The sequence below is a fragment of the Methylophaga pinxianii genome (assembly GCF_020447225.1).
GTDB classification, from domain to species: domain Bacteria; phylum Pseudomonadota; class Gammaproteobacteria; order Nitrosococcales; family Methylophagaceae; genus Methylophaga; species Methylophaga pinxianii.
Window position 1 is genome coordinate 1 of the sequence record NZ_JAJAEO010000132.1, and the last position, 16,218, is coordinate 16,218.

Annotated in this window: 16 protein-coding genes; 9 read left to right on the forward strand and 7 right to left on the reverse strand. The window is 44.4% G+C overall.

Annotation, left to right across the window (positions count from 1 at the left end):
- Positions 1-44: 44 nt before the first annotated feature.
- Entirely contained in the window at positions 45-788 is a 744-nt protein-coding gene (locus LGT40_RS01960; protein WP_226071282.1) for a dienelactone hydrolase family protein, read from the reverse strand.
- A gap of 292 nt (positions 789-1,080) precedes the next feature.
- On the opposite strand from LGT40_RS01960, the gene LGT40_RS01965 reads away from it, so the two are divergent.
- A complete protein-coding gene (locus LGT40_RS01965) occupies positions 1,081-2,073 on the forward strand; it encodes a catalase family peroxidase (protein ID WP_226071280.1) in 993 nt (330 codons plus the stop codon).
- Positions 2,074-2,246: 173 nt separating this feature from the next.
- On the opposite strand, the gene LGT40_RS01970 is transcribed toward LGT40_RS01965, so the two are convergent.
- The 4 genes from LGT40_RS01970 to LGT40_RS01985 all read right to left on the reverse strand — a co-directional run bounded on the left by LGT40_RS01970 (position 2,247) and on the right by LGT40_RS01985 (position 8,863).
- Positions 2,247-2,879 (reverse strand): DUF4923 family protein, encoded by a 633-nt coding sequence (locus LGT40_RS01970; protein WP_226071278.1) that lies wholly within the window; start codon positions 2,877-2,879, stop codon positions 2,247-2,249.
- A gap of 177 nt (positions 2,880-3,056) precedes the next feature.
- Positions 3,057-4,436: an efflux transporter outer membrane subunit gene (locus LGT40_RS01975; protein WP_226071276.1), complete on the reverse strand. Its 1,380-nt coding sequence runs from the start codon at positions 4,434-4,436 to the stop codon at positions 3,057-3,059.
- Positions 4,429-7,608 (reverse strand): efflux RND transporter permease subunit, encoded by a 3,180-nt coding sequence (locus LGT40_RS01980; protein ID WP_226071274.1) that lies wholly within the window; start codon positions 7,606-7,608, stop codon positions 4,429-4,431. The genes LGT40_RS01975 and LGT40_RS01980 overlap by 8 nt, the downstream gene beginning before the upstream one ends.
- Before the next feature lie 10 nt (positions 7,609-7,618).
- Positions 7,619-8,863, reverse strand: coding sequence for an efflux RND transporter periplasmic adaptor subunit (locus LGT40_RS01985; protein WP_226071272.1), 1,245 nt, complete (start codon positions 8,861-8,863; stop codon positions 7,619-7,621).
- A 232-nt stretch (positions 8,864-9,095) separates the two neighbouring features.
- Here LGT40_RS01985 and LGT40_RS01990 point away from each other — a divergent pair, with 232 nt between their 5' ends.
- Positions 9,096-9,698: a TetR/AcrR family transcriptional regulator gene (locus LGT40_RS01990; protein WP_226071270.1), complete on the forward strand. Its 603-nt coding sequence runs from the start codon at positions 9,096-9,098 to the stop codon at positions 9,696-9,698.
- 198 nt (positions 9,699-9,896) lie between these two features.
- On the opposite strand, the gene LGT40_RS01995 is transcribed toward LGT40_RS01990, so the two are convergent.
- The gene (locus LGT40_RS01995; protein ID WP_226071268.1) at positions 9,897-11,321 is read right to left on the reverse strand and encodes a TonB-dependent receptor; all 1,425 of its coding nucleotides are present in this window, start codon (positions 11,319-11,321) and stop codon (positions 9,897-9,899) included.
- A gap of 540 nt (positions 11,322-11,861) precedes the next feature.
- Here LGT40_RS01995 and LGT40_RS02000 point away from each other — a divergent pair.
- From LGT40_RS02000 to LGT40_RS02030, 7 genes are all read left to right on the forward strand, one after another.
- Entirely contained in the window at positions 11,862-12,467 is a 606-nt protein-coding gene (locus tag LGT40_RS02000; RefSeq protein WP_226071267.1) for a DUF4142 domain-containing protein, read from the forward strand.
- A gap of 30 nt (positions 12,468-12,497) precedes the next feature.
- On the forward strand, positions 12,498-13,325 hold the full coding sequence (locus tag LGT40_RS02005) for a TIGR02587 family membrane protein (protein WP_226071266.1): 828 nt from the start codon (positions 12,498-12,500) through the stop codon (positions 13,323-13,325).
- A gap of 25 nt (positions 13,326-13,350) precedes the next feature.
- Positions 13,351-13,740, forward strand: coding sequence for a hypothetical protein (locus LGT40_RS02010; protein ID WP_226071265.1), 390 nt, complete (start codon positions 13,351-13,353; stop codon positions 13,738-13,740).
- Positions 13,741-13,809: 69 nt separating this feature from the next.
- Positions 13,810-14,088, forward strand: coding sequence for a hypothetical protein (locus LGT40_RS02015; protein ID WP_226071264.1), 279 nt, complete (start codon positions 13,810-13,812; stop codon positions 14,086-14,088).
- Between the two features lie 75 nt (positions 14,089-14,163).
- A complete protein-coding gene (locus tag LGT40_RS02020; RefSeq protein ID WP_226071263.1) occupies positions 14,164-14,517 on the forward strand; it encodes a PRC-barrel domain-containing protein in 354 nt (117 codons plus the stop codon).
- Positions 14,518-14,755: 238 nt separating this feature from the next.
- A complete protein-coding gene (locus tag LGT40_RS02025; RefSeq protein ID WP_226071262.1) occupies positions 14,756-15,160 on the forward strand; it encodes an EF-hand domain-containing protein in 405 nt (134 codons plus the stop codon).
- Between the two features lie 215 nt (positions 15,161-15,375).
- The gene (locus tag LGT40_RS02030) at positions 15,376-15,861 is read left to right on the forward strand and encodes a pyridoxamine 5'-phosphate oxidase family protein (protein WP_226071260.1); all 486 of its coding nucleotides are present in this window, start codon (positions 15,376-15,378) and stop codon (positions 15,859-15,861) included.
- Positions 15,862-16,077: 216 nt separating this feature from the next.
- Here LGT40_RS02030 and LGT40_RS16535 read toward each other — a convergent pair whose 3' ends face one another.
- Complete coding sequence (locus LGT40_RS16535) at positions 16,078-16,209, reverse strand: tautomerase family protein (RefSeq protein WP_226343145.1); 132 nt, start codon at positions 16,207-16,209, stop codon at positions 16,078-16,080.
- Positions 16,210-16,218 lie beyond the last annotated feature (9 nt).

Below are 16,218 nucleotides of genomic sequence, written 5' to 3' on the forward strand. Positions count from 1 at the left end.
AAAAAAAACCGGAAGCAGCAATAAAGCCCCTTCCGGTTTTTTGTCTAACGCAAAGTACGGCTGAACAGGTTTAATGCCAGTTGGTAACCAATCTGTGCGGTTTGTGCGTCATAACGACCACCATCACCTTCATCCCGCATAAAAGCATGTTCAGCATTAAATTCATGCCAGGTAAACGGGATGTCAGTTGCATTCAATTTGCTGTAAATCAGCGTGCGACCTTCTGATGGAACATGGTTATCCTGTTTGCCCCAAATCATCAATAATTCGCCTTTGATATCGTCCAGACGTTCCATGCTGTGCTGGCCCGGTTTGTTTGGGATCTTTTGAATATGTAAATCTGTGGCATAGAAGCAGGCAGTCCCTTTGACTTCTGGTTGCAACGCCGCACGAAATGCCAGATGTCCCCCGATACAATATCCCATGGCACCAAACTGACCATTGCACCAGGATTGTTGCTTGGCAAACCTGATTAATGCTTCGTTATCGGTGTCATAGCCCTGCACATCTTTGTTTTCTTTATCGGCATTGCCTTTATCACGACCGGCATCGTCATAGCCCAATACAGTACCTATAGGGTTCAGCTCATGAAACACCTCTGGTACTAATACCGCATATCCATGGCTGGCCATTAATCTGGCTGCTCTTTCTATCGGGCCGGTTTGTTGAAAAATTTCAGAATAAAACAAAACGACTGGATAGCTGCCTTCGCCTACTGGACGGTGAATGTAAGTACGCATCACACCGGTCGGTGTATCAAGATCGGCAAAATGGCTTTGAATCTTCATGAAAGCTCCCTTGAAGTTTAGATAGAAAGATATCGTCTATTGTACAACGACTCACCCGTTTTCAGAGGGCTGATTAACGGTGTTTGTATGCTTAACAATGTTGCCAAATTATGATGCTGTTATGGGTAAATCCAGATTACTATTCCTCAGTGTTTAATTTAATGGCCTTCAAGGAATTGAAATTGAACATAAAAGCGTAACAGCATCGTAAAATTTTAATAATTACCTGCTGAAATATAGCTGTACCACTCACCATAACAGTTGTAGTTAATTTATTTACAAGGAAAGTCATATGAAAAAAATAATTATGAATATCGGTTTGTTACTCGGCATTATGTCGTCTTGTACGTTGAGTGCCGATGAACTGCCAGTGACCGAACGGTTGGTTGATAAGCTCTCGGAACTTGCCGGAGGCCCTCATCCTGGTATTCGCTCCAATCACGCTAAAGGCATTGTGGCTTCAGGTTATTTTGAAGCCTCAAAAGAGGCCTCCGATGTGACCTATGCTCCCCACTTCAATATGCCGACAACCGATGTCGTTGTAAGGTTTTCCAATGCGAGCGGTGTTCCTGATATTGCGGATTCCAGCCCCGATGGCTTTCCTAAAGGTATGGCAATCAGATTTATGCTACCCGAAGAAGAATATACCGATATTGTGGTGATTTCAGTAGAAAAATTCCCGGTGAAGACGCCGGAGGAGTTTCTGGAGTTATTAACCGCAATTAAAGATTCTGCCAATGCACAAACCAAACCAACACCAATAGAAGCTTTTTTGGAGAAACATCCTGAAACACTAAGCTTTGTACAATTACCCAAGCCTGCGCCAGTGAGTTATACCACGGAAAAGTTTCATGGCATAAATGCCTTTGAATTTGAAAATGAGCAGGGCAAAACGGTTTATGGCCGTTATCTTATTACCCCTGTAGATGGCCCGAAGTATCTGTCAGATGAAGAGCGGGCAGCTGCAGCGAAAGATTATTTATTAGAAGAACTGCCAGCCAGGTTAAAGGATGATGGTGAAGCCAAATTCAACATTGCCTTGCAAATTGCTGAAGCGGGCGATGCCATTACTGATCCTACGGTCGTCTGGCCGAAAGAAAGGGCAGTGGTACAGCTTGGAACACTCACACTTACCGAGATTAAGACGGATGGCGCCAGTTTCGAAAAAGCCAATATGTTTAACCCTCTGGCGATTCCGGAAGGTATCAGTCCAACAGAGGATCCTATTCTGTTAGCTCGTCCCATCAGTTATGCAATAAGTTTTGGTAGAAGATTAACCCCTTAACTGCCATGTCACGAAAAGCCTGAGTTATTGTTAACTCAGGCTTTTTTTATGGTGTAAACATTTTTAAGTAAAACTAACGGGTTTGAATTTGTCAGGTTAAAAGCCTGGCAGTGCCTGGAATACTAGAGACAAATCCATTTAGAATCAGTCTAGTGTTTGTATTTCAATGCTAATCAGAGCGCTTCCTCAACTTGATAGCCTTCACGATAATCGATTGCAGAGCCTTTGGGATGCTTTTCAAGCACCATGCTGTTCTCACCAATACTGATCTTGAAACTCTCCCGGGACACCTCAGAAACAATATAGGGGGTGAGATCGAGTAACAACATGTTCCCGTCAAGACGCGTGATACTGTCATCGATCTGAGAGGTGTAGGTTTTATCTTCATCGTTATAGCTGACCAGCTCAGAAACTGTTTCCAGACCTTGTTCCGTCATACTGAAGGTTAAAGCAAATGTGTATTGCCCCTGATGGCCAATCCAAGTGGTGTCTGTCAGCATTGCATAATCAACCCCACGAGTCAGAGTTATTTCGTCAGACGCTAGATTTCCATCATCTTTAACGTTGAGTATTGTGGTCGGTAACGCCTGATCAGCACTCAATTTGATGATTTGCCGCCGACTATTGTATTCATATTCCGCAGTAGTGATTTCCTCACCTTCTGTGATTTCAAGCGTTCCATCAGGTTGAAACTCATAACTGGTATTGCCCTCAGCATCGATAAATCTGCCCTGAAACTCATCATAACCACAACCGGTGAGAGCAATTGACAGGATAAAGGCAGTCAGCCAGACACATTTTTTCATGGAGATGGATTTCCTTGCATACAAATTTATTGAGTGACAAGAGCATACCTTTAAAGCGTTAAGACGCAAAATCAATACGTCGGAAGTCAGGTCAATTTGAAGAGGTTTTGATGCAGGTAAGCGAGAATTTAATAAAACAAAGCCGGACAGGTGTCCGGCTTTCCGCTTCAGGGAATATTAAATTAACTTGATTCCACCACCAAAACTGCGATAAATATCGACTAAACGGATAAAACTCTGCTGCTGCAGTTGCGCCAGCTGATCACGGCTTCGCAGCAATTCACGTTCAGAGTCGAGCAGATCGAGAAACTCCCCGGTGCCTGCATCATACCGCTCACGGGCGATGTTCACCGCTTTATGGCTGGCCTCCCACTGTCGTTGGGTGCTTAGTTGTTGCTCACGGCTAAGGTTGTAACTATTCAGTGCCAGTTGCATTTCATTGATGGCATCAAATACTTCCTGTTCAAATTGGGCGAGAGCCATTTCTGAACTGGCTTCAGCCTGACGGATACGTGCTTTCACTGAGCCTAAATCGGCCGCTTGCCAGCTTAAACTTGGGGCAACAGACCAGCTTTTGGTATCGCTACCCAGTGATAAGCCTGGACCCGATAAAAAACCTAAAAAACCGCGTACTGAGATATTGGGATATAAATCGGCAGTAGCCACACCAATTTCTGCCATTCGGGCTGCTAATAAACGCTCGCTGCTCGCTACATCAGCTCGATAACGTAAGTAGTTTTCTCCTTCAACTACCGCAACCGGCTGTTTTAATTGTGGGAGATGCGGCGCATCATCAAGTCCTAGCTGACCGGGTCGCTGTGCTAACAAAGCAGACAAAGTGGCGTCAGCCGTTAACAGGGTTACACGATAAGCGGGTATTGCGGCTTGCTCTTGATGCAATTGCACATCGATTTGTGCCAGTTCAAGCTCGGAGGCCATGCCAGCCTCCAGCCTGGCCATAACGATGGCACGACTTTGCTGAAGATTTTGCACATTTTGCTCTGCAACTTGTAAGCGTAATTGCGCACCACGATATTCGCCATAGCTGGTTGCCACCTGACTGATTAACTGGACTTGAGCATCATGCCAGAGAATATCTGCCTGCTGAGCCTGGGCTTCAGCTGCTTCAGTGGCGCGGCGTAATTTACCAAACAAGTCGACATCCCAGCTTAGGTTCGCGCCGGCACTATAACCTCGAGTAATGACATTATTATCAGACTGCAGCGTAGCGTTTTCACTGGCCTGATACTCCGCATCGAGCGTACCTTTGGGTAAAATGTCATTTTTTGTATCTCGAAATACCGCATAAGCCCGTTCCACATTGGCACTGGCCTGAGCCAACGTACGGTTTTCGTCCAGGGCGCGTTTAATCAACCGGTTCAATGATTCATCATCAAAGGCTTGCCACCAGCTTTGTGCTAACTCGGCCTGCTGGTAAGTCTGGCTTACATTAATATCTGCCACTTTTGCAGGAGGGCGATAATCAGGTCCCACGACACAGGCACTCAGAGACATAACCAATACGCAAATGGTTGTCAGTTTTAGGGTGTTATGCATGGGTAGTTTCCTTTTTATCTGTTGCCTCAACAAAAGTCGCCTGTATTTTTTTATCACCACGTTTGGCGAGCATGTAATAAAACAATGGTGTCAGGATTAAACCAAAGAAGGTGACACCGATCATGCCGGAGAATACCGCCACCCCCATGGCCTGACGCATTTCAGCACCGGCCCCGGTTGAAAACACCATAGGCACCACACCCATAATGAAGGCAATAGAGGTCATTAATATTGGTCGTAACCGGAGGCGTCCTGCTTCCAAAATGGCTTCCATGGCACTCATGCCATGGTCTTGCAGTTCTTTGGCAAACTCGACTATCAATATGGCATTTTTGGTGGCGAGCCCGACGAGCACGATCAAGCCTATCTGAGTGAGGATATTGTTATCGCCGCCGTAGATTAAGACACCGCTCAGCGCTGATAACAATGTCATCGGAATGATCAGGATAATGGCCAGCGGTAAGCTCAAACTTTCGTATTGTGCGGCCAGCACCATAAACACCAGCATGATGACCAGCGGATAGATAAACATCCCGGCATTACCAGCCAGAATCTGCTGGTAGGTCAACTCAGTCCATTCGTAGGTCATTCCATTTGGCAAGGTGTCAGCTAATATTTTTTCTATAGCCGCCTGAGCCTCACCAGTGCTATATCCTGGTGCTGGACCGCCATTGATTTCGGCTGTTGTAAAGCCGTTGTAATGCATGACTCTGTCAGGACCCGCTGTGTCAGTAACGTTGATAAAGGAGCCCAGTGGAACCATCTCACCATCGCCATTACGTACCTTTAACTGGCTGATTTGCGATGCACTCTGACGGAATTGCTCGTCAGCCTGCATATTCACCTGGTAGGTACGGCCAAACTGATTAAAGTCGTTAACATACACCGATCCCATGTATGCCTGTAGCGTTTGAAATATCTCATCCAGCGCCACGTTTTGCTGTTTGGCTTTGGTACGATCGATGTCCAGATCCAGCTGTGGCACATTGACCTGATAACTGGAAAAGATGCCGGTCAACTCGGGTGTAGCCCAGGCTTTTTGCATGACCTGCATGGTGACGTTATATAACGCTTCGTAACCATGATTTGCACGATCTTGTATTTGCAGTCTAAAACCACCAATCGTGCCCAATCCCTGCACAGGTGGTGGCGGAAAGATGGCGATAAAGGCATCTTCAATACCGGCAAACTTCTGATTGAGTGCGGCTGCAATGGCATCAGCTGACATGGACGGATCAGTGCGTTCTTTGAAATCAGTCAGAGTGGTAAACACAATGCCGGAGTTCGGACTGTTGGTAAAACCGTTAATATTCAATCCCGGAAACGCGACTGAACTGATAACACCAGGCTGTTCAAGCGCAATTCGTGACATTTCTTTAATCACTGCATCTGTTCGTTCTAATGACGCTGCATCCGGCAACTGCGCAAACGCCACCAGATATTGTTTATCCTGACTTGGCACATAACCAGAGGGTGTGGTCGCAAACTGCAGACCCGTTAACCCAAGCAGGGCAACATACATGATTCCAACCAGTGCCCCAAAACGGATAACCTTCTTAACAAGCCAGCCGTAGCCACTCGATAAACGAGTAAAAAAGCGATTAAAAGGATTAAATAACCAGCCGCCTAACAGCTTATCCATGACACGTGTTAATAAGTCTTTTTTCTCGCCGTGGCCTTTTAACAGAAGGGCGGAGAGGGCAGGACTCAACGTTAACGAGTTAATGGCCGAGATAAAGGTCGAAATCGTGATGGTCAGGGCAAACTGTTTATAAAATTGACCGGTTAGACCTGACATAAAGGCGGTCGGAATAAATACAGCTGCCAGTACCAAGGTGGTCGCGACAATCGGTCCGGTCACTTCTTTCATGGCTTTTTGTGTCGCCAGAATCGGCGTTAGGCCTTCGCGGATATTCCGTTCCACGTTCTCAACAACCACAATGGCATCATCCACAACGATACCGATCGCTAAGACTAAACCAAACAGGGAGAGGGCATTCAGTGAAAAGCCCAGCAGATGCATAAAGGCAAAAGTCCCGATTAATGACACCGGTACAGCCACCAAAGGAATAATTGAGGCACGCCAGGTTTGTAAAAACAACACAACCACCAGTACTACAAGCACTAATGCTTCAAGCAACGTTTTTATCACCGCCTCAATCGATCCACGAACAAACACGGTGGGATCGTAGACAATGTCGTAAGCCAAACCCTCAGGAAAGCTTTCTGATAGCTCCGCCATTTTTGCCCGAACATCATCAGAGATTTGAATGGCATTGGAGCCGGATGCCTGAAAAATTGGGATTGCGACAGCATCTTTATTGTTTAACAAAGAACGTAGTGCGTAGGTTGATGCACCCAACTCAATACGCGCGACATCTTTTAAGTAGCTGATTTCACCGTTGTCGCCAACCTTGATAATAATATTGCCAAACTCTTCAACGGTAGATAAACGTCCTTTAACATTGATCAGCAACTGAAACTCAGCTTCGGCACTGGGCTGAGCGCCCAGGCTTCCGGCGGCTGCCTGCTGATTCTGTTCGCGGATTGCAGCAGTAATTTGTGAAGGGGACAAACCCAGGGCGGCTACCTTATTAGGATCCAGCCAGATCCGCATACTGTAATCACCGGCCCCGAACAGTTGAACGGTTCCCACCCCATTAATTCGCGCCAGCTCATCCTTGACGTTCAACAGCGCATAGTTAGACAAATACAGCATGTCATAACGATCGTCAGGTGAACTTAAATGCACCACCATGGTTAAATCAGGGGATGACTTTTCGGTGACCACGCCCAGGCGTTGGACTTCCTCTGGTAACCGTGGCATTGCACGATCGACGCGAGCCTGCACCTGGGTCTGGGCCAAATCGACATCCGAGCCGATGGCAAAGGTGACGGTCAGTGTCATTCGACCATCCGAAGTGGATTGGGAAGACATATAAAGCATGTCTTCCACACCGTTGATTTCCTGCTCCAGTGGCGAGGCCACCGTTTCAGCAATTACTTTTGGGTTGGCTCCCGGATAATTGGCTGTCACAACGACAGTGGGGGGCACCACTTCAGGATATTCAGTAATTGGTAGTTGCCAGACGGCAATGGCTCCTGTGATTAAAAATAACAATGAAATAACAGCAGCAAAAATAGGTCTTTTGATAAAAAATTGTGAAAACATGACGTTGTCCTTAACCTTTGTCTGCCGCGCTGTCTGCTTCTGCAGTCAGTGCGGTATGGGTGTTATCCAGCAACTTTTGATCGTTGCGAAGGGTGGCTAATTGATCTTTGGTCGCCATATCCACCAGCTTGGGTTGGATCTGTATATTCGGCATAACACGTTGTAAGCCGTTAACAACAATTTTGTCTGTTGCCGTTAAGCCCTCACGCACAATCCGCAGGCCGTTGACCTTTTCACCCAAGATTACGGGGCGATACTCCAGTTGATTATCATCATTCACCACCAGGACGTACTTGTTGTTAAGATCAGTGCCTATGGCTTTTTCATCAATCAGAATGCCTTGATAAGAATCGCTGCCGACCAGTTTGATCCGGGCAAACAAGCCAGGTAAAAGCCGATTGTCCTGGTTGGCAAAACTGGCGCGAATACGGATGGAACCGGTCTGCTGATTTACGCTATTGTCGACAAAATCAATATTACCGATGTGCTGATAACGGCTGTCATCGGCCAACGCCATATACACAGGGTTTGCCTGGGCATCACGGGTATCCGCACGTTTACCGGCTTCTGTCAGACGCAGGTATTTCAGGTAGCTTTGTTCATCTACATCAAAATAGGCGTACATTTTGTCTGTTGAGACTAAGCTGGTTAACTGGCTTTGGCCCGCGTTCACATAATTACCTGCGGTTATTTGGGCATACGAGACCCTGCCACTGATAGGAGCGGTGATTCGGGTATAACTTAAATCCAGTTCAGCACGTTGCAAGGCTGCCTTTACCGATGCAACACTTGCCGCAGTTTGTTGTTTGCGTGCTAAACGTGTATCCAGCAGTTCATCTGAAATGGCCCGTGCACTACTGAGTTTTTCGGCTCGGTTATATTCATTTTCAGCCAATACCAGGGCACTTTGTGCACTTTGTAACTCTGCTTTAAGTCTGGCCACTTCAGCTGCAAAAGGCTTTGGATCAAGCTCTACCAGCAAATCTCCCTTGTTGACCAATGCGCCTTCAGTAAAGTGTACTTTTTCAATGTAACCGGAGACACGTGGGGTGAGATTCACGGTTTCAGGTGCCTGTAAGCGTCCAGTGAATTCATCCCATTCGGTAATTCGCTCACTTACTACCATCGCCACACTGACTTCGGGGGCTGGAGGCGCTTCGGACTGATTAGCTGCTTCCGGATGACCACATGCGGACAGCACCATCGCTGCGATGCTTCCTAACAAAAATATTCTGAGGGTGTTTTTTGTACTCATCCTGTGGTTCTCCTTAAGTTTCTGTTTGGAAATAGTGTTTTCCAATCAATTTTTGTCTCAGCAACTTTACATACGTTTCGTATGTCAGATGGCGTAAGTAACGTATGTATAATTGCCTTAACGATCGTGCGGAATTACTTACTCATACGTGACGTATGTGTTGTATAGTATTTCGCATACGTATTGTATGTCAACTCACATGCACTACGTATGTAAAGAATTGGAGAAAATAATGGCGCAAAAACGTGAAGATATGATTGCCGAAACCCAGGCAAAGCTGATTAAATCTGCCAGAGAATCTTTTGCTCAACATGGATTCGCGGAAAGTTGCATGGATGATCTCACAGCAGAAGCCGGTTTGACTCGAGGCGCGTTATACCATCATTTCGGCGGAAAAAAAGGCTTGCTGAAAGCCGTCATCCAACAAATTGAAGAAGAAATGACCACACGGCTGTCAGCGATAAAGTCGAAAGGTCCAACCACCTGGGATGCCTTTATCAATGGTTCCATTGCTTATCTCAATATGGCAAGTGAGCCGGAGATTCAGCGAATCATTTTACTGGATGGACCTGCTGTGCTGGGGGATCCATCGCAGTGGCCACGTAAAAACTGTTGTATCAGCAGTACACAGCTAAGCATTGAAAAGTTGATGGAAGAGGGCGCAATACAAAGAGTCGATTCCCTCGCCATGGCCCGTCTGATTAATGGAGCATTACTCGGAGCATCTTTGTGGATCGCAAATACTGATGATCCACAGGCTGCATCGCGCAAAGCGGTGGATAGTTTTCTAGTACTTATGTCCGGTCTGTTGAAGTCCAATACGACCTTCTCATAGCACGCAAGCTTAATGGTTGACCAAAGAAATTACTGTTCAAAATGGTTTGGCGAATGAGCAGCGAACTTGACCAGCAGCAAAACGTTGTAAACATTATATTTGCAGAGGCGTGTTGGACCGAAGTTATAAAACCAACCATCATCCCGTGATTGAGTGAAGATTGGGGTTCATACTTAACCCAACCAAACCAAACCCCAACTATTGTTTTTCCAACGCAGCTGCAGGTTTATAACCAAACAACTGCTGCGCTTTGATTTTCTCTGCCACTACATCCGGCACCAATTTCTCCCAGCCAGTTTCATTACTGGTAATCATTTTCAGCACATCTGGTGAAAAAATGTGCAGATATTCTTCATTGAAAGCTTCAATCTGCTGAATGTGATCGCCTGCTTTTAAATAGTCATAGAGCAATTTCTGTTTGGCATCGACATTCAGGTTATCGACCTTGTAAAGGGTATTGGTTGCTGCATCTTTAAAAGGATAGATATAAAGCTTGACGTTATTCTTGAACAACCGGCCAAAGCCTTCCAGAATGCCGCCATGTAACGACTGGTAATAATGATCATGGAAAAGTTCGATCAAACTGTGTGCGCCCATGGTCAGACCGATACGTCGGTTGGTATAACGCGATAGATAGGTTGCCAGACGATAATACTCGGGATAATCTGAAATCATCACGGTATGGCCCGTGGCCTCCAACACATCTGCACGACTGATAAAATCTTCAAGATCGATGCTGTTATTGCCATCGAGAAGGTTATGCATGGTGATTTCCATAATGGAGATCGTTTCTTCCGGTGTGGAATCATCTTCAGCTTCAAACTGTTTTCTCGCCGCATTGAGCATATCAATATTGACGTGGGTAACCGGGCGGAATCGGCCTCTTTCGACTAATACGTTTTTCTTACGTAAGTGCTCTGAGGGTTGCAGCACACGGCCATCAGCTGAAAACATTGCCGCATCGCTCAAGCCCAGCTGCACCAGCCTCAAACTGATAACACGGTTATCCACATGCAGGAAGGCATCCCCATGAAAATCGATCATATCGACTTCAATACGATCGGTGGTCAGATTATCCAGCAGTGATTTCACTAATAAGTCGGGATTGTGGCTCAGATGAAATGCACCGTACACCAGATTCACGCCCAGAATGCCAAGTGCTTCCTGCTGTAATGCGTTTTCATGATCCAGCATACGGACATGAATAATGATTTCACTGTGTGCTGCATGAGGTTCCGTCTGAAAACGAATACCCAACCAACCATGACATTCATTTGTGCCTTGATAGTTGCGGGCGGAAACTGTATCGGCAAAGGCAAAAAAGGCCGTGTTATCACCACGTTGCTCACTTAAGCATTCCACAATTAAGTTATATTCATGATCCAGCATGTCTTCCAGTCGTTCACGAGACACATACCGTGAAGCTTTGCCATAAATATCGTCACTGACTTTCATATCATAAGCCGAGATACTTTTGGCAATCGTTCCCGCAGCGCCACCAACACGGAAAAACCAGCGAACTACTTCCTGACCAGCACCAATTTCAGCGAAGGAACCGTAACGGATGACATCAAGATTTACTTCAAGCGCCTTTGCGCCAGTCGATAAGATTTTGTTTTCCATAGTATTCCTAGAGAATGATGTATTTTTCGGATTGATTTATAGCGAAGTCCCTGCGTAGGACAGCAGGATGTGAAATATTGTTTGATTGTAACGTCTTTGAACGTGAACTTGAAAGGCCGTCAGCTCAAACAGGCAATATGATTTTATAGCTGAAAACTTGGAGTGTTATGGTTGTAAAAAATTCATATATCTCTGAATTTTATTTCACTTTTTTGCGTGTTTAAAGGTGATATAGCTTCTCGGTTAGCTTTCGGAAAAAGACGTGATGAAAATTCATTGTTAGCGGTAAAAGCCTAATTAACCTCATATTTATCTTTTTTATTCTCCCGAAAAGTCACCAGCTTAAATCAGCCAATAAGCTATTGGCATTCATATTGCGTTGATCAACTTCATTAACCTTATTTTCTTGTTTCCAAGCGGGTTAATTCTAAAATTTATGCAGTTTTATCTTAGACCCTGCGAAGTATTTTTCACTTTGGAAAATACGCTAATAAGCAATTTAGATATGGGCCAGAAATTCAATTGAAAAGGAGAATTGATATGAAAAACAAACTACTTAACGTTGCAATATTAGCGGCTTTGGGATTGACAGCAGCACAGATCCAAGCGGCTGAAAATCAGGCAGCAGCCCAAACAGAAGATGAAATCACGGCGGAGGCCGCAGAAAACGCAGCCAATAAACCTAATCAAAACCTGGAGGAAGATATGAATAGAGATCCAATTGATGTTGAAGACTTTATTGATACAGCGTCTGCTAAAGGAATTGCTGAGATCGAAACCGCAAGAATGGCTTTAGATGAAGGTACCCAGAATATTCACGAGTTTGCTAATCGTATGATCCAGGATCATACAAAAGCGAATAAGGAGCTAAAAGATATTGCCAGACAACAAGATCTGGAAGTCGCCGATGATGCGAAGCTAATGGATAAGGCTAAAGCAATGATGTTGAGTATCAGAGATGGCGAATCATTTGACGAAGCCTATATTGAAAACCAAATCAACGCGCATGAGCAAACTATTGAGCTGTTTGAACGTGCAAGTCATTCAGACAACAGTGCCATTCAGGCTTTTGCCCGTGAAAAGCTGCCGACCTTGCGTGAGCATTTGCAAATGGCAAAACAATTAAAAGATCAACACGGACGTTAAACCGAACGCCCAAAATAAGTGACATTTAAAGTGCCTCCAACTTCTCCCACTGAAAAATCACCTCGTCAATCCCAATGGATTGGGGTGGGTAGAGCGGTTGGGGGTGCTTTCGTGTTTGGTTTGCCATTGATGATGACAATGGAAATGTGGTGGATGGGGTTTTACATTCATCCACTACGTTTGTTGGTTTTAGTACTGATAAGTCTACCCGTTCTGATTAGTGTCTCGAGTGTCATTGGCTTTAGGGAAAGTCGGCAATGGCTCGATAATATTATTGACGTCTTTGTTGCTTATGCATTTGGCTTTGTTATCTCGGCTATGGCGTTATTCCTCTTTAATACCATCACGTGGAATAATTTCATCGAGATTAATTACCAGATAGTCATGCTACAAGCCATACCGGCGAGTTTTGGGGCTTTACTGGCGAGAAGTGAAATTGGCAGTGGTGAGCATGATAGCTCAGCCGAAAGAGGTGGTATCGATCATCTGGCCGTGCTCGCTATTGGTGCTATTTATCTCGCTTTTAATGTCGCTCCGACAGAAGAAATCCAACTCATCGCCATCCAAATGACGTCTTGGCATCAGCTTGCGCTTTTTATTACCACCTTAGTGATTATGTATATTTTTAGTGAGGCTGGCAGTTTCTCTTCAGGTTCAACCTCCACTAAAAAGACGAAATTAAGTGTGACTTTATCTTATAGCTGTACCGCATTTGCCGTGGCTTTTATGGTCAGCATTTTGATGTTATGGGTCTTCGGACGCACCGATGGGCTGGCTTTTCCTCAGATAGTTTCCAATACGATTGTGATGTTGTTTCCGGCAGGTATTGGTGCGGCCGCAGCTAGGCTGATTATCTGAAACTGACAGTGAGGCATGAAATGGAATGAAACATAACCTATCAAATACGCCATTGTGGGAAAAACTCGTCAGCTTGATGGGGTTTCTGTTGATTTGCTTTACGGTGATCTACTTGGTGTGGTCTGCGTTCACCAATACTGACCAATCACCCAGTATTCATTTCAGTGTCGTCAATATTGAAGCATTAGAACACCAGTATCTGGTACTCGTTGATGTCAAAAACAGTGGTGACAAAACGGCCTCCGATTTGCACCTGGAAGGACGATTGATCAGTGCCAATGGACACATTCAACGTTCTACGAGCCAGGTGAGTTATCTCGCTCCCGAATCAAAACAGCGGGTCGGTTTTTATTTCACATCTGATCCAGCACAGGGGGAGTTGAGCTTTATCCCCATGGGATATCAGGAACCCTGATGAGCATTTTTAAATTCATTTACCTATTTTCATCTGAAGAGATGCGTTTGTAACAGAAAGGAGACATTTATGATTCCCGAAGCGCTTAAACAAGCAAAATCTATTGAAGAAGTTGTTCAGATTATTGACAACGGAGGGACAGAATCTCAATCCCCAGAAGAGCTTGCCGCTTCATTTGCCTACTTAGCAGCACTGAAAAAAGACAGTCCTGCTAAGGAAGATATTCAAGTTGAGCTTCGCAAACTTATGGAAGAAGGGGCCAGGTTTGATTATGCACTAGCCTTGGAATATGCCGAGTCATGGCTGATTGATGCATTGAATAAAGCCACCGCCTCTCAGGGGCTGTAATAAACAACTACAGCACGTGAGTTTATAAAAACAGATTACATGAAACCCATTAATTTAACCCAACGGAGAATCACCATGAAATTTAACAATATCGTTTTATCGGCATCCTCAATTGAAGGCGACAAGGTTAAAAATGCCAAAGGCGAAGATCTGGGTCATGTCAAAGACATCATGATTAATACAGAACGTGGTCAGGTCCAATACTATGTCATATCTTTCGGCGGTATTTTAGGTATGGGTAACAAGTTGTTTGCCATTCCACCGCAAGCTATTGCTGTCGACACAGAAGAAGAGTGTCTCGTATTAAATGTAGACAAAGATAAATTGGATAATGCGCCCGGTTTTGATCAGGATAACTGGCCCGATATGGCCGATGAAACTTTTCGTGATGCGATTTACGGACATTATGGCTATGAATATCGCGTGTAGTTGGGTTGATTAATATTCGGTTTTGTAGAGCCTGATTCTATCCATTAACTTAAATAATACCGATTCATTTATATTCTGAGATTATTTCAGGGGATTGGTAATGGTAGCCGATGAATGTTAGGGTGAAGTTAATGTCGCTATTAATAGCTTTGATTAAATTCGAATGCTAAGAATTTTCTGATCAATCTTATAAATATTTCACCTTTCCAGTCCTAAATAAATCGATAGGAGATATCATATGAAATTTATTAACTCAAATACATTTCTTTTCAGAAAAAACAAACTCGCCATAGCCGTTATATTTGCACTTGGCAGTTTCAGCCTTTTAGCATGCACTCCAGATGATGCAGACACGAATGTTAACGAAAGCTTGGACAAAAATGAGTTTATTGATCGAGTAAGCGAAAGTGGTGTCTTCGAAGAATGGGACCTTAATGATGATAACCAGTTAAGCGAAGACGAATGGAGCAGACATGATAACTATAATTTGATTTATGAATCATGGGATGAAGATGGCGATGGCCAATTATCTGAAGATGAGTTCCACCAAGGGCTTTATAGCCACTACGATGGAAATAATAACGGTTCAATTGATCAAACTGAATGGGAAGAGGCGAAAAGTGCCGGTTGGATGAATGTTTAATTCATACCTATAGGTGTTTTTTATATCTAGCGCTTTTTAATAGCCCGGTATCATTCCGGGCTATTTATTAATTAAGCATAATATTGATTAATAATTTTCTGTTTTCAGGTTATTTAAGTGTTTAATCCTCAGTAAGTTAAGACTGATTATTGTTATATTCAATTCCGTAGATTTAATACTCTAATTTGCTTAATGAGTTATAGGAGATTAATTTTATGTCTAGTCCAGAGCATAAACAAAAAATTTGGGAAATGATAAAAGACATCAAAGTCGGCATGTTGGTCACCCTTGATGGCGATATGCCACGTGCCAGACCAATGCATCTTGTGCAGGAAGCGTATGATGGCACCCTTTGGTTCTACACTCGTCGCAGTGCCGAAAAAGTCTCTGAAACTGACCAGGACCATGATGTCTGTCTGACGTTTTCGGAGCAGGAAAAGGGCGTGTATGTCTCACTCTCAGGCACGGCTCAAATCACAGATAATCCGGCGCTGATAGAGAAATATTGGAATCCGTTCATTGCAGCCTGGTTTCCCGAAGGTAAAGACGATCCCGACGTCGCATTACTGGAAATCAAGGTGGAAATGGGTGAACACTGGATGGCCAAGGAGAGCAAAGCCTTTCAGCTTTATGAATTTGCCAAAGCCAATATCAAACACACCACGCCGAATATTGGCGAAAATGAAAAGTTTGGTGGCTAAAAATGTTTGTTAGAACAAAGGGCCAAAGCCTATTGAAATGCAACACAATAGGGCTTGGCCCTATATATTAAAAATGTAGGTTTGGTAGAGCTTGTGAAACCCAACAATCGAATGATTAAAATTGTTGGCTTTCATTTTTCAATCCAACCTGCCATGCCGAAATAGTGCCAGTAAAGCAAAAGAGTAGGAATCCAGTTTAATTAATAATCTAACCTGTCACTTATGATCTTCGGACAAATTTCCGCCGATAGCCCAATCAGCTTGAGCGACTTCCTCGAAAATGACATATATCGAATTAGCATCAGCGCCGGTATTTCTGGCAATACTTTCGGTAATTTCTTTCGCCACCGCTTTTTT